This is a genomic window from Chitinophaga eiseniae, from assembly GCF_012641265.1.
Lineage (GTDB): Bacteria > Bacteroidota > Bacteroidia > Chitinophagales > Chitinophagaceae > Chitinophaga > Chitinophaga eiseniae_A.
This window is the reverse complement of record NZ_JABAHZ010000001.1, coordinates 487,279-501,294: the sequence shown is the minus strand read 5'-3', so window position 1 is coordinate 501,294 and position 14,016 is coordinate 487,279. Positions and strand designations below refer to the sequence as shown.

Genomic DNA, 14,016 nt, shown 5'->3' with positions numbered 1-14,016 from the left:
AGCGCCACTCAATGAGTGGCGCTGTTGTTAGAAGCAACATAATGTAGCATCTGATAAATGCCCTTGTAAGGATCTCCTTTTTCTACGCTTACCAAATACCGGTTTCCATTTTGATCCAACAACGCCAATCGCGTAAAGTATTTCAAATTAGCGACGCCGTTCCTCGCCTCTTCATGCAATGCCAGATCTATTCTTATCAGTTCTGAAAAAGGGATAATAATTTTTACGCCGGCTTGTGCTGTTAATACTCGTTCGTTGGTCAACAATAACCAGTTTAGTTCATTCTCTTTAAAACACAACAAAGGCTTTTCGTTCATCTCCAATAACGTCAATTGTTGGAGATAATCGGCTTTATTTTCATCCGTAATGATCTTAGTCAATAACCCTTCTCCTCCTTTCCTCTTAAAAATTGACAATAAGATGGATGCCTTTCCTGTGATACGTTCCATATGTGAGAAGTGGTTATTTTCTGTAAATCTACATAAACAGATTCATCTAACGAGGTTCTGAAATCGCGAATATCCCTTTAGAATTTATGTAAAACATAGGGAGCGCCAACATGTTCATTTTTTCATTTGAAGTGGATTGGCAGAAAGCTCATTAAACACTGACCAGCAGATATCATTCCGCAACCGCTGATCATCGAGCACCAGCTCCCTGATTTTTTCGGGGAGCTGGTCCCGTTGCCACTGGCATTCCTGTTGCCGGGCCAGTTCCTTTTTATCATCTGGCGCTGCAGCTATGGCGGCCCTGATGGCATAGGCCGCCGCGCCCAATTCATGTGCAGCCACATGTGCTACTGCCACTGCCTGCCCTGCCGACAATGCCGCAAATCTCGCGGCACCAGCTACATCTCTTGCGGCGGCATTGGCTATAAATGCCGTCATATGGGCCTGTTTCATAGTAATTTCTCCCTTTACCCACGCATCCGTTAATACAATGGCTCGCCGCGGACGATCATCATTGGGCTGCGCTGCTTCAAAGTAATGCAACACATGCTGCGCACATTCTGCCGCCCAAATGGCCAGTAGATGATGGTCTTCATCTGATAGCGTGCCGCCGCGGCGAACGGTGATCAATCTTTTGTCACGGATCTTAGGTAGTATCATATTACGTGGGTTGTTGTTTTTTAATGTCGCAAATGAAATAGCCTGATACACAAAGGAGCCAACCCAATCGACACCCCGATAAAAATAGCGACCCGCAGGTAGTTGAGTGTTTTCCAAAGCATAGTCTTATTTACCAGGTCGTTTACCAAAGCATTGGTTTCGGCTATCTTCTGAAAGTTGATGATGTTAGGCGCAAAAAAGGCCAGGGTCCATACTCTCACAGCAAAATGAATGGCAAATAAAATCAATAACCAGTTCCTGGCAAAATCAATTTTCCAGCAAAATACGATAGCTAGCAGGAACGTCACCTCATGCAGGGAATGAAAAACGATCCAGAAATTTTTCAGGCTTGCGCCATGTCCGTCCAATAACAATTTGAAGTTGGCCGGTGGCGTATCGGTCCACTTAGGCACAAATACCAGGGTCTCAAATACCTGCGCCCCGTTCATCAGGAAATAAATAAGCGTTGTAATGTATAACCATATCTCGGCCCTGGTCAGGTAGCCTGTTGTTAAATTATCCATCTTAAAAATATTTAATCGTTTTCGTTTTACTTTATATTTAAAAACATCTGTTTCGATGTAAAAATAGCTATAAAAACGATCCAACCAATATATCCGCCTGTTTTTTACTATATTTACATCGAATTCGATATAAATCATGAGTGAACTTGTGAAACTAATTAGCGCCTGGGAGACCTATACAAAGCAGCATCCGGGCACTTCCGCCACGGAATTCTGCATGTATTTCCTGGCTAAAGAAAGCAACAGCCAGCTATTCAGCGGCCTTACTCCTCCTGACCTGGATACCGTATTTGCCAAGCTGATAGGGCGACTCGCAGGTATGCAAACTGCCTATTCAAAAATGGCCCTGCAGGAGATACCGGAGTTTGAACTGGATTGGTTCTATTTTCTCAACTCCATCTACCACCTGAAAGAAGTAAAGAAAACACAGATCATTCAATACAACTTCACCGAACAAACGACTGGTATAGATATCCTTAACCGGTTGAAAAAACAGGGGTATATAACGGAAAGAACGGACCCGGAAGATAAACGGGCAAAGCTGGTGAGCCTGACAAAAGCCGGTGAAAAAATCCTGTTTAAATTATACCAGCTGCTCCACAAACCCACGCTGCTCATGTATAGCGACCTGGATGATAAAGACAAACAAGTGGTGATTAACCTCCTGAAAGACACGGAACAAAAACACCAGGAAGTATTGTCTAATGCTAAAAACAAAACAATAGATGAGCTGCTGACAGCAGCATTAGGAACAGAAAAGATGGCGCAGATAACACTGGAACAGCAAAAGAAAATTGCAGCGTTTTCAGGATCGAAACGTCATGACAAGCACGCTTAACACAAAAAAACCTACGCAATGCGTAGGTTTAAAGGCCATTGGTACCCGTGGAATTTCAGTTTATTATTTCAATGGGGTAAACCGGATCGCTTCCCCTCCTGACGCTAATAGATGCGCATCAAGTATACTGGAAGCGTCTACCTCCACTTGTTTTATGGATACTTTAGTGCGCACCGGAGACGCCGGGTCATCGTAGTAAATCTCTGCCTTATACCGCTTCCCACGGGTCAGAAAAGAGCAATTGATTTTAATATCCCGGGCGTCGTTATTAGTGATGGCCCCCACATACCAATCCGTTCCGCTTCTCCTGGCAACGGTAATGTACTCCCCGATGACTCCATCTACTACCCTGGTATCATCCCAGACCGTAGGAACGGCATCAAAAAATTTCAGCTCAGGCTCGTCCTGCGAGTCTTCCGGTTTATCGTACCAATACAGAAATTGCAGTGGACTATAATACACGACCGACAACGCCATTTGATGCATGGAGGTGGTTTTCAGTACACGTGCATTTTGCGTTTCCGCAAGGCGGCGTTTCAGCTCCGGCCGGTGATAGTAGCAGATCGTATAATCAGCGGCCCCACATAGGAACCGGGTAAATGGCAACACGGTGTTATGGGTAGCATCGGGCATTTCTTCATTTCCCTTTATCCCCTCCTGTGTAAGTAAGTTGGGGTAAGTCCGGCTAAAGCCCGTAGGGCGATACTCATCATGGATATCCACCATTAAGTGATAACGGGCGCATTTCTTTACCGCCTCATGCAGCCACACGGTCCATTTGTAGGAACCTACATTTACAAATCCAAACTTTATTCCTGCCACTCCCCATTTTTCATACAACGGCAACAAGCTATCCAGCTGCTTTGCCAACGCAATTTGATTTACGTATAAGAAAACGCCGATGCCATGTTGTTTGGCGTAGCTGATCACTGCTGGCAAACTCAAGTCATTCTTCGGATTACGGCGGGGATCCACCTGTACATGCGATGCATCTGAAGCAGTATCGTATTCATAACCATACCAGCCTGCATCAAAGTGGATGTATTGCAAATGTCGCTTCACGGCAAAGTCTACCTGCTTCATTGCCCCATCGGTAGATAAGGTCATTTCACGCATTACTTTACCAGGCTTTATCCAGGCGGTATTTTTAATGGCGCAAGGTAAATTCAGGTTCAGTAACAGGTCATTATGTTGTAATAACTGCGTAGGTTTTTCTGCTATCATGATTACCCGCCACGGCGTGGAAAATGGTTTTGACAACTCCACCGGTTCATACATAGCACAAGCTATGGTATTGGCTTTGGTGGAGTCTAATGCAAAATAGGTACGGCAGTAGTCTACTACTTCTGCTTCGGCCAGGGCAGCGTATAGCCCGTTCTTTAGCTGTAAGGTCAATGGTCTTTCGGCGCCTGATGGCCATTTCTCCAATGGCAACAAGCGGTAACTTCCCTGGGCATGATTGGTAAACCAGGCCATTGTGCCCGCCGGTAGCGTGAATGCAGACAGGTCTTTTTGAATACGTACTTTATTGCCAGCCCCTCCCGGAAAACAATAACGAAAAGCTACGCCTTCGTTATAGACCCGGACCTCTATTTGCAGCTGTTGTTTTTCATTTCCTTCGAATGTAAACATGCCGGCATGGTACTGGTCAAGCACTACGCTTCTCTCTCCATACACCGGCTTCCAGGAAGCGTCTTTTTCGCTCTGCCGAACGGTCATCAAATGCAAATGATCACTCCAGCCCTCCAGTCCCAGAGGGGAGCGTTCAATCACTTCCTGCTGCTGGTAAAAAATATCATACCCGATTTTACCTCCCTCGTCTACAAACAGCCGGAACCGGGTTTTCCCATCGGGGGCTTCTAACTGCACAGTCTTTTGTGCTGTTGCACAAAAGATAGATAAGGAAAAACAACAACTCAATAAAAGCAAGCGTTTCTTGCACCTGGAAAACATCATCAGACTTTTGTTTTTAATAAAATATCGTAGGAGGATGGCTTTCCCATCCTCCTTAAAACTAATATTATTCTCAATAACCCGGATTCTGCGCTAATGGAGCGCCGGTATTGGCCTGGATAACAGGGTTAGGAACAGGCATTTTGTTGACTTTAGGGTCCGGTGTATACCCTGTTTCCCTTACATCCCCGTTATATTTACTTAAATATTCGGTCAATTTTCCCAGGCGCATCAGGGTATTTAACCTGAACTCTTCCATGTATAGTTCCCTTGCACGTTCATCCAGGATTAAATCGATCGTAATATCTGCACCGGTCACCGGCGTAGCATGGGCTCTTGTTCTTATGACATTAATATCACTGGCAGCACCGCCCAGGTCGCCCTGCCGCATTTTAGCTTCCGCTCTTAAAAGGTAGGTTTCCGGCAAACGCATAATGTACCAATCCTTGTACGTTCTTCCGTTGTCGTGCCATTGTTTGCTTGTGGGGTCCTGGAATTTTTTATAATGCACACAGGAAACCGCCTTCACAAAAGTAGGCGCACATCCTGCCCTGAATAAGGAAGGATCCTTCATAGTCGCGCGGGTAATGGGCTGACCATAGTAGGCACTCGCCGGGTTCGTCCAGTAATGGGTACGGATAATATTGTATTTGGAGTTCCGGATATCGTTATTCCAATCTCCCTTATACTGCCAGATCAGGCTGTCGGCATATTTCGTAGCAGTGAGGGCGCCGTTGGGTCTTCCCATTAAAGTGTCCTGCAGGAAATTTGGTTTGCCATCGAGGTCCACCAATCCCCAGGGTTTGGGACACCACCATCTCTCCATTACGAAGAAACCGCCCGAAGCATTTACATCGGTATTGTTGCCGCCTATTACCGTTGAGCTTTGTTCAATATTCCAGAGGGCTTCCTGGTTACCTTCCTTGAAATTGAAATTGCCATCCTGGAACAGGTCAAAATAAATATCGCCCCATGGCTGGTAGGCGCCCTGGTACATCGGTGCATTCGACGAAAAAGCGGTCCATTTACCGAAGCGGGAAGTCATCAGATGGCAGTTCCCGCCAAGGATAACGGAATCGGCCGCTTTTACAGCGCCGGCGTAGTCTTTCAGGCAGATACTGATTTCACTCAACAGGCTAAATGCGGCTTCTCGTGGCGCTCTCCCGGAAATTTGATTATTGATACCCGTCATCCATTGGGTGGCAAATACTAAATCTGCTTTACACTGCTGATAAACTTCATCCTGGCTCGCTCTTGTATAATCAAATTTAGGCGATGTGGTTTCATTGACTACCAATGGTACCCCTCCCCACATATTGGCGAGAAAATGATAGGCAAAAGCCCTGAGAAAACGGGCTTCTCCTACAATGGCGTTCTTTTCGGCTTCCGATCCCCATTTCGCAGCGGGCAGTTCTGCCCGGCTAATAATTGTATTCGACTCAGCAATAATTTTATAGAGCTGCCCCCACCATTTATTGGCAAAGCCATTATCTGCATTGATAGTGTTCCACCTGAAATAAGGCACCACTGAATTAGTGAACGACAGGTTATCCGCAAAATCTGCGTCATAACCCAGCATATCATAATTACTCGCCGCATCAGTAGCAGCGTAGAAATAAGTGCGCACTTTAAGATAAATATCTGCCAGCGCGGACTCAAACTGCGCTTTATTGTTATAGGAATTTTCGGGGCTGTAAAAGTCCAGGGGGACTTCTGTCAGGGACTTTTTACAAGCTACAAATCCCGAAAGAATAACCAGTATGAAGAAGAATTTTATTACTCTCATAATAATGCTATCTAGAAGTTAAAAGTAAATACCGCCATAATCGTTCTGAGCGTGGGAATGGAGCCGTCGGTTAAACCACTATTGGTTTCCGGATCAAGCCCAATCCAATGCGGGGCGTAGGTAAACAGGTTATCGGCGCTAAGAGAGCAGCTCATATCGTTGATCCCATAACGTTTTGCCAGTGTTGACAGATTGTATGTCAATGCAATTTTCTGCACCTTGATAAAGCTCCGGTCAAAATATTTCACCCCTTTGTAAGCGGCGGCTGTCGGGTAATTGAGGCGGGGAAACACGGCGCTGCTATTTGCGGGTGTCCAGTAATCGTATACGATATGATTGATAGACGGATTGTTGGCATATCCATCGTTGTAAGGAGTATTGCTGCCAGATAGAAAATGGCCGCCACCGCCCCACATAGAATACACATATACCATCAGGGAAAGGTCCTTATAGCGGAAAGTGTTTGTAAAGCCCCAGGTAAATGCCGGTTTGGTATCTCCCAGGAAAACACGGTCCTTATCTGATGTAATCTTTCCATCGTTGTTAACGTCCAGCAACATGTAGGTTCCCGGTACCATCCCGGTCATGATCCCTCCATTATCCTTGTCGGCCTGTTGCCACATGCCGGTTACCCGGTAATCATAAATTGTTCCCAGCGTTTTCCCGATAAACAAATTATCTGAAGGGCGGTCGGGCTCTACGCCTGTTTTCGGATCCGGTCCATATGCGGTGATCAATTTGTTCCAGTTACGTGCAAATGCGATGTTGGAGCTCCAGGTAAATGTTTTCGATTTTACATTAACGGTATTCAGGTTTATTTCTATTCCCTTATTCCCTATCTTTCCCAAGTTGGTACTAATTGTTGTAAATCCTGATGTGGAAGGAATAGAGAGCGGGAAGATGAGGTTGCGCGTGGTTTTATCGTACCAGTCGATAGCGCCGGATATACGATTTCCGAGGACAGCAAAATCAATCCCCAGGTTCATTCCCTGGGTATACTCCCATTTCAGGTCGCTGTTACCCAGGTTGTTTACAAAAGAGGTAGTGACAAACGAGGTCCCATTATAAAAATAAAAGGAATTACCCATTCTCGCCAACGTACCATAGGGTGATATAGATTGATTACCATTGGTACCGTAAGATGCCCTTACCGCCAGGTTATCTATAAAGGTGGTATGCTGCATAAACCGCTCCTGCGACAATTGCCAGTTAGCCCCGGCAGAAGAGAACACGCCATATTTATGGTTTTCACTAAAGGCGGAATAGCCATCCCGTCTAACCGTACCTGTTAGGGAGTATTTGTTTTTAAAGCTATAGGTCAACCGGGCCATTTCGCCCACTGCGGCGCTTTTGGTGCCGCCGGTATTCACCGTTTGCGTCTGCCCGGTACTTAAACCGTAAATACCTAATGTAGGATCCGCAAAATTCTCTCCATGGGAACTTTGGGAAAATAATTTATAATCTTCGGTTGAATACAACAAGGTGGCATCAAAGCTATGGTCGCCGATGGTTTTATTATATTTTACCAGCTGATCAATCAACACATAAGTATTCCTGTCGTAGTAAACATCTCCACTTCCATTCTTAGGCAATCCTGTTACCGTACGCGGTCCATAAAAGGAGCCTCTTTCGTTCCAGTTCTGGGTGATGGAGGTAGTTAAATTATAAGATAATCCTTCCACCCAAGGCACTTTTACGGTAGCCGTTACAATGCCATTCAGGTTATTCTGCCTGTTATATACCTGGTCAGGGATTTGCCAATAGGGGCTGTTAAAGGAGGTAGTGGTTTGCGGGAACTGCAGGTACTTACCGTCCGGGCCGGTGAGAGAAGCATAGGGACTGAACTGATACGGGCTGCTGGCGCTACCGCCACCACTAACACCATAAATAGTTGCGCCAGGATAATCCTTCAGGCTGTAATATGCATTAACACCCAGTCTAAACCAGTTCGTCAGATCGCTGGAAAGTTTTACCCTCAATGAATAATGGTTGTACAGGTCATTTTTAATTACCCCTTTCTGTTTGATCACATTTCCGGAGATATAGTATTCCGTTTTATCGGTTTTGTTGGAAACGCTGGCAGTCGCGTTCAGCGATTGCCCTGTTTGCCTGAACAGGTTGTAAGGATCTTTCAAGGTGGCCTGGTGATCAGGCGTAGCGTTATAATTTGTCGCTTCAATCGGTTGCAGATATGCTGCTATATTATTCGGATCGGCTGTCAGTCCGTTAGCATCGCGGTAGTCAAGCACCCGCTGCAGGTATCCTTTTTCATCGTATACCCGTAAACGTTGCTGTTCATTCACAGCGCCGTAACCAACGTTCATATTGAATTTAGGCTTGCCATTGATACCGGCGCCTCTTTTTGTTTCAATCAAAATAACACCGTTGGCCGAGCGGGAGCCATACACCGCTGCGGCGCTGGCATCTTTCAGTACCGTAAAACTTTCTACATCGGTGGGTGGTATATCATTCAGTGATCCCCTGAAAATAGCACCATCTACTACAATCAACGGGGCAGTGCCGGACCTCATGGTGTTTTCGCCTCTGACAGAAATCGAAGCCACTTCGCCGGCCTTGCTGATACCACCGATATTTAAGCCTGGAACAATGCCTTTGGCGGTTTCCAGTATATTGTTAACCGGCACATTTTGGTACAGCTTCAGATTGGCGGAGGCAACAGACCCGGTGATGGCCTGTTTCTTTTGCGTGCCATACCCCACTACTACTATTTCCTGCTTTTCCATCACGTTCCGGGCCAATACAATTCTCAATTCTTTTTCTCCTGTAAAAGGTACTTCCCGGGTAACCATCCCCAAGTAGGAAACCACCAGGATGCCGCTGGCAGATGATGCCTGCAGAGAGAAATGTCCGGTTTTATCGGTATTGGTCCCCCTGGCAGTTCCTTTCAGCCCTACAGCAGCGCCCTCCAATGGACTACCACTTTCATCTACCACCACACCGCTGATATTGAGTACAGGCGGTGCTACATACTGATCGCCCCGCTCCTGCTTCCCGGCGTCATTTATAATAATTGTTTTGTCGATAATCGTATAGGAAAAAGGCTGACCTGCCAAACAGCGATTTAGCGCATCCCTGATGGATGCCCGGTGTACATCCAGGTTTACCTTTTTAGCCCCCTGCAATGTTTTGCTTTCATACCAGAAATAGAAGCCAGTTTGCTGTTCTATTTTTTGAAATACCGCTTCCAGCGGGGCGTTCCGCTCGGTAAGGGTAACATTTTGAGAGAATCCAGTGGCGCTTACCTGCATGGCGCCTGCGATCATCAATACGACGGCGAGCTTCATAATACAAAGCATTTTTGTAGCAATACCCCTCTCCTTTTTCCTTAGAGAGCGACTACAAAGAGTAATAAATTTCATAGATTTGTTTGTCCCGGTGCCCCCGGGACAAGGTTTGTGTTAAATAATCAATAGTCTGCACGACTGTGTTCATTATTTAGCCTAACACTTTGCCGGGTTCCGCGGGAACGGAACCTGGCTTTTCATGAACGTGGCCAGTTGGAATTTTTCTCGTTGTTTTTACCGCATATTATTATTCTTTTGGTTGATACTTTTTGGTTCATCAGGGCGTAACGACGATTCCCTGCGGGGTTACCCTGAAATGAATTTTACTTTGCTCCAGGATTTTAAGCACATTGGATATATTGGTGTTGCGACTGATTTTCCCGGAGAATGTTCTTTCCGGGATCTCTCCTTCGTAACTTACTTCAATATTATACCAACGGCCTAATTCCCGCATAATGGTTTTTATATCTGCATTTTTAAAATAAAATAAGTTGCTTTTCCAGGCGATTTCGCTCTCGGTATCTACGTCTGTTAGTACCGAAATGTTATTACCGGCCGGGGTTATCCTGGCCTGCTGCCCGGGATCGAGTAAGCGGAAATCATGCCCCTGATGAATGGACACCGCTACTTTTCCTTCCAGCAGCGTAATTTTAGCATATCCTTCTTCCGGGTAACTATTTATATTAAAGTGAGTGCCCAATACCTTTATTTCCGTTGCTCCATTCTTCACGATAAATGGAGCGGAGGTTTGTTTAGCTACCTCCAGGTAGGCTTCTCCTGTTATTTCCACTACCCGCTGGTTACCGGAAAAAGCGGTTGGAAAGTGTATAGAAGAGGCGGCATTCAGCCACACTTTAGTACCATCGGAAAGGGTTACCTCGTAATGCCCTCCCCGCGGAACGGTAATGGTGTTATACAGTATTTGGGCTCGCGTTCCGTTGGCCGAATACACCAATTGGCCGCTGTCTGGCTTGCTGATGCTCACAGATCCCTGCTTTGTAAGTGCTCCGATGCCGGCGCTATCCAATCCCACCACATCACCATTAGCCAACGTCAGCGTAGCTTTTGCGCTGCCGGGTGCAAAGTCTTTGGTGGATATGGACTTAGATGCGGCAATAGGGGTGTTGTTTTTCCTGTTAAAGAAAAACCAGTAACCAATCCCTATTAAAAAGACCACCAATGACGCTATGGCCAGCCGCTTCCATAGTAGGCGCACCTGCTTCGGCTTTAACTCCTGGCCGATACGCCTTTCAATATGATGATACACCTCCTGGATTTCTACCGCGTAATCCTGGTCATCCAAACCTGCTTCCAGCTGCCTGTGCAGGATGTCATTAAAGGTCGCGGCATCTTCCCCTGATGCAAAGGCCTCCATCAGTTGTGCTACCTCTTCTTCTGTACATTCATTATTCAGAAAGCGAATAAATAATTCTCTGGCATTTTCCATTGTTGACAAGCATTCCTATAAAGAATACAACTGAGGGAAAATTTCCCTCTGCTCCCCTAAAATATTTTTTCAATTTTTTCTGAGAAAAGAAAGTTGGCTTATTTAAGCAGTAAATCACCCGTTCTAAGTGATAACAGCGCCAGGATGATGATCAGTTCCCTGTTTTTGCAGGCGTATTCCTTCAGGAAACGGTTGGCTTTTACAATATGGTCACTAATGGTAGAAAGGGAAATGCCCAGTAGTTCACTTACTTCATGATAACTTTTGCCCTCTATTTTGCATAATTCAAATACCTGTTTCCGTTGCGGTGGAAGCTGGCCGATCGCCATCTGTAGAAATAGATGTTCTTCGCGTGAAATAACCCCTTCTTCAATATGTAAATATCCATTGGCAGAACCACCCGCCAGCATTTGCAGTAACGCCCTGTCCCTGGATGCTTTCACGTAAAAGTTAGACACCATATTCCGTGCGATAGTAAACAGATAAGATGAAAATGACTTATCTGTATCAATAGTAGCGCGGTGCTCCCATATTTTTATAAATACTTCCTGGAGAATTTCCTGTGCCACTGTGCGTGATTTGACAAGTTTCAGGATATTTCCGTACAACCTGCCACTATATAAAAAGTAAATTTCCTTAAACGCGACGTCACTACCGGCAGCCATTTGCTCCAATAACTCATTTTCATTATGCCCGGTAGCAATCATTTTAATGAATTTGATTCCGCAATTATTGATCAATGCTGGAATGTTTCCAACTCTTTCAAAAGTAACATATCTCTTAAAACTTTTTAGAGAATGTTTAGAGATTTTAGTTCCCCGGCATTTGTATAATGCCACAAAAACGATTTTATAGCAGGCAGTATTGAATAAACTAAAAAGCCGGCAACGCATACGCTGCCGGCTCGCAAGACAGGGCAATAATGTCAGTACCTCTTATGCCAATGTAAGTAACAACACATTTTCTGGCTGTGCCAGTCTGTATCAATCCTGGGTAGCTCCGCTAACAAACTCCTTTATTAAAAGCGGCGGAGTTTGCGGCTTTGAAATATTCAATCTGGCGGCCTTAACGCCTATTGCTCCTGATAAGAAATGGGTTTATACAGCGAATACTGATGGGCCGCTAACTGGAAAGAAATTTCATCGCTGTAATATTCATAAAAAAGCGTGATACATCCCAAAGGAATGTATCACGTTTCGCGATCTTCAAATGAACATACGCTGTAATTAATTATTCTGCTTTTGCTGCCTTTTTGGCCTTAGGCTTAGGTGCAGGCTTGGCTTTAGGCTTAGGCGTAGATTTGGGCTTAGACTCAGTCTGGGAGCTCGATTTAGCCGCTTGCTTAAAGTACCAATCCTGCCACGCATCCGTCGTTTTCAGACCATGATAGGCATCTGCCAGGGATGGACTGCTCTGCAGGATATATCTCCACCGGTAATGGTCGTATACGTCCATTACGTGTACGACATAAGCGTTTGCCAGCTCTTTGTTGCCTTTGATGATCAGCAGGTTTTCATCATTGGCGTAGGATGCCTTGTAGCCTAAATTGTGGCTGCCGGTAATCACTACCGGGTTGTCACCGTAAGCATCGATCACCACAATTTTATCGTGAATGATAGCATGTGCAAAATTGGAGGACTTCAGCAATTCCTGTTCCCAGTAAGCAAACTGGTCTTTTATATTTGACGCTGCCACCACGGTATCTATCTTATTTGATTCGTTGGCGAGCAAACTGGTATTATAGTCGCTGACAGCCTTGGCATCGGTAGCGGCGCCGCGAATATATAACTTAGGATTAGCCTGTTGAATTTCCAACGCTTTGGTTAATATGCTGGGCGAGCCGGGTTGGAAGGCGAGGAATTGAATTGATTTTTGCGCTTTTTCCATCAGCTCAAACACCTCCGCCATATCACCAGGTGCCGCCGGGTTGCTGGCAGGCTTTGTTTTCTTGGTGGTATTAGGAGAAAACCAGAGGTCAATTTTTGTAGGAGCGATGTTAACAGGATGTGCTTCGTCATTGTTTGTCCGGAAGTCAGCACCTTGTTCGGCATCGTCTGCCTTCAGTGCTTTCCAGTAGTCCAGGTAGCTTTTAGCTAATTCCGGAGAGGTAATGAGAATAGCATTGTTAGTTTGCGCGCACATGCCGGTATATGTCCAGTTGGTACTTCCGGACAATACTCTTTCTGCTTTCCCCTGGCTATTTACATACACGAGGAATTTATTATGGCCGATATGTCCGTTGCCCAATATCCTGTCGGTAATATCGATACCTGCGTCGTGCAATCTTCTACGGGAAGACCTTTGATCTTCCGGAAGTTTATCTTCATTTGCATTGGGATCATCGTCGCCATTAGCGCCGGCATTCGACAGGATGATGTGTAATTTCTTTCCAAGGCTTAATAAGCCATCTATGAGCTCCGGATCATTCAGTTCATACAACGCCGCATAGCACTCCCCTCCTTTTGTTTTCACTTCCTGGATGATTTCCATCAGGGCGTCTTTAATCTGCCCCATCAGGCGTTCTCTCAGCTCATTACCCGGTGTTTGAATGCTGGTCATCAACTTAGGACTGCTGGGTGTATGATTAGGTCCCTCAATGGCATGCGACACCGATTGGGTGGAAATAATCCCCCTGTTGAAATAAGCTTTGATGTTGCCACTGCCGGGCGACAGGGTCACTTCATTGGTATGCAGATGTAGCGATTTATCTGTTATTTGTTTCAGGTTTCCGGGAGTGCCAACCATGGGAATAACGTTGTAGCTGTAAGTCTTTCCCCTGGTAGCTGTAAAATCACGCCAGTTGAATTTCTGAACAGGCCAGATACTTGTATCCCGGGCCTTCCACTGTTCGTTTTTCTGGTTTTCAAAACCCACCCAGGCAGGAAGTATGGTGGCTACTCCGGTAGCTTTGTCGATCCGTTCCAGGCAAAAACCCAGGCATTGGGGAATTTTCTGATCATAGGACCATCTGATAAACGCCAGGTCGTTGTTGGCGTAAGCTTGTGCGTACATAAAAGAGATTTTAAGGAGTTAATAAATCGAATGATGATCATC

Annotated in this window: 10 protein-coding genes; 1 reads left to right on the top strand and 9 read right to left on the bottom strand. The window is 45.6% G+C overall.

All coding sequences use genetic code 11. From position 1 onward, the window contains the following. Positions 1-8: 8 nt before the first annotated feature. The 3 genes from HGH91_RS01840 to HGH91_RS01830 form a co-directional block, all read right to left on the bottom strand. Positions 9-449: a hypothetical protein gene (locus HGH91_RS01840; RefSeq protein WP_168736752.1), complete on the bottom strand. Its 441-nt coding sequence runs from the start codon at positions 447-449 to the stop codon at positions 9-11. A 114-nt stretch (positions 450-563) separates the two neighbouring features. After that, the gene (locus HGH91_RS01835) at positions 564-1,109 is read right to left on the bottom strand and encodes a putative immunity protein (protein WP_168736751.1); all 546 of its coding nucleotides are present in this window, start codon (positions 1,107-1,109) and stop codon (positions 564-566) included. A gap of 20 nt (positions 1,110-1,129) precedes the next feature. After that, the gene (locus tag HGH91_RS01830; protein ID WP_168736750.1) at positions 1,130-1,633 is read right to left on the bottom strand and encodes a transposase; all 504 of its coding nucleotides are present in this window, start codon (positions 1,631-1,633) and stop codon (positions 1,130-1,132) included. 148 nt (positions 1,634-1,781) lie between these two features. Between HGH91_RS01830 and HGH91_RS01825 the strand changes: the two genes are divergently transcribed. Continuing rightward, positions 1,782-2,471, top strand: a complete 690-nt coding sequence (locus HGH91_RS01825; RefSeq protein WP_211092169.1) for a MarR family winged helix-turn-helix transcriptional regulator — start codon at positions 1,782-1,784, stop codon at positions 2,469-2,471. Positions 2,472-2,534: 63 nt separating this feature from the next. Here the strand turns inward: HGH91_RS01825 and HGH91_RS01820 are convergent, their stop codons facing one another. The 6 genes from HGH91_RS01820 to HGH91_RS01795 all read right to left on the bottom strand — a co-directional run bounded on the left by HGH91_RS01820 (position 2,535) and on the right by HGH91_RS01795 (position 13,974). Then, positions 2,535-4,340, bottom strand: coding sequence for a glycoside hydrolase family 97 protein (locus HGH91_RS01820; protein WP_317166799.1), 1,806 nt, complete (start codon positions 4,338-4,340; stop codon positions 2,535-2,537). 157 nt (positions 4,341-4,497) lie between these two features. Then, positions 4,498-6,210 (bottom strand): RagB/SusD family nutrient uptake outer membrane protein, encoded by a 1,713-nt coding sequence (locus tag HGH91_RS01815; RefSeq protein WP_168736747.1) that lies wholly within the window; start codon positions 6,208-6,210, stop codon positions 4,498-4,500. 11 nt (positions 6,211-6,221) lie between these two features. Then, positions 6,222-9,515, bottom strand: a complete 3,294-nt coding sequence (locus HGH91_RS01810) for a SusC/RagA family TonB-linked outer membrane protein (RefSeq protein WP_168736746.1) — start codon at positions 9,513-9,515, stop codon at positions 6,222-6,224. Between the two features lie 277 nt (positions 9,516-9,792). Continuing rightward, entirely contained in the window at positions 9,793-10,962 is a 1,170-nt protein-coding gene (locus tag HGH91_RS01805) for a FecR family protein (RefSeq protein WP_168736745.1), read from the bottom strand. A gap of 98 nt (positions 10,963-11,060) precedes the next feature. After that, the gene (locus HGH91_RS01800; RefSeq protein WP_168736744.1) at positions 11,061-11,669 is read right to left on the bottom strand and encodes an RNA polymerase sigma factor; all 609 of its coding nucleotides are present in this window, start codon (positions 11,667-11,669) and stop codon (positions 11,061-11,063) included. Between the two features lie 523 nt (positions 11,670-12,192). Further along, positions 12,193-13,974: a phospholipase D-like domain-containing protein gene (locus tag HGH91_RS01795; protein WP_168736743.1), complete on the bottom strand. Its 1,782-nt coding sequence runs from the start codon at positions 13,972-13,974 to the stop codon at positions 12,193-12,195. Positions 13,975-14,016 lie beyond the last annotated feature (42 nt).

Coding starts and splice junctions, on each gene's coding strand:
- HGH91_RS01840 (WP_168736752.1), bottom strand. CDS start 449: ATGGAACGTATCACAGGAAAGGCATCCATCTTATTGTCAATTTTTAAG.
- HGH91_RS01835 (WP_168736751.1), bottom strand. CDS start 1,109: ATGATACTACCTAAGATCCGTGACAAAAGATTGATCACCGTTCGCCGC.
- HGH91_RS01830 (WP_168736750.1), bottom strand. CDS start 1,633: ATGGATAATTTAACAACAGGCTACCTGACCAGGGCCGAGATATGGTTA.
- HGH91_RS01815 (WP_168736747.1), bottom strand. CDS start 6,210: ATGAGAGTAATAAAATTCTTCTTCATACTGGTTATTCTTTCGGGATTT.
- HGH91_RS01810 (WP_168736746.1), bottom strand. CDS start 9,515: ATGAAGCTCGCCGTCGTATTGATGATCGCAGGCGCCATGCAGGTAAGC.
- HGH91_RS01805 (WP_168736745.1), bottom strand. CDS start 10,962: ATGGAAAATGCCAGAGAATTATTTATTCGCTTTCTGAATAATGAATGT.
- HGH91_RS01800 (WP_168736744.1), bottom strand. CDS start 11,669: ATGATTGCTACCGGGCATAATGAAAATGAGTTATTGGAGCAAATGGCT.
- HGH91_RS01795 (WP_168736743.1), bottom strand. CDS start 13,974: ATGTACGCACAAGCTTACGCCAACAACGACCTGGCGTTTATCAGATGG.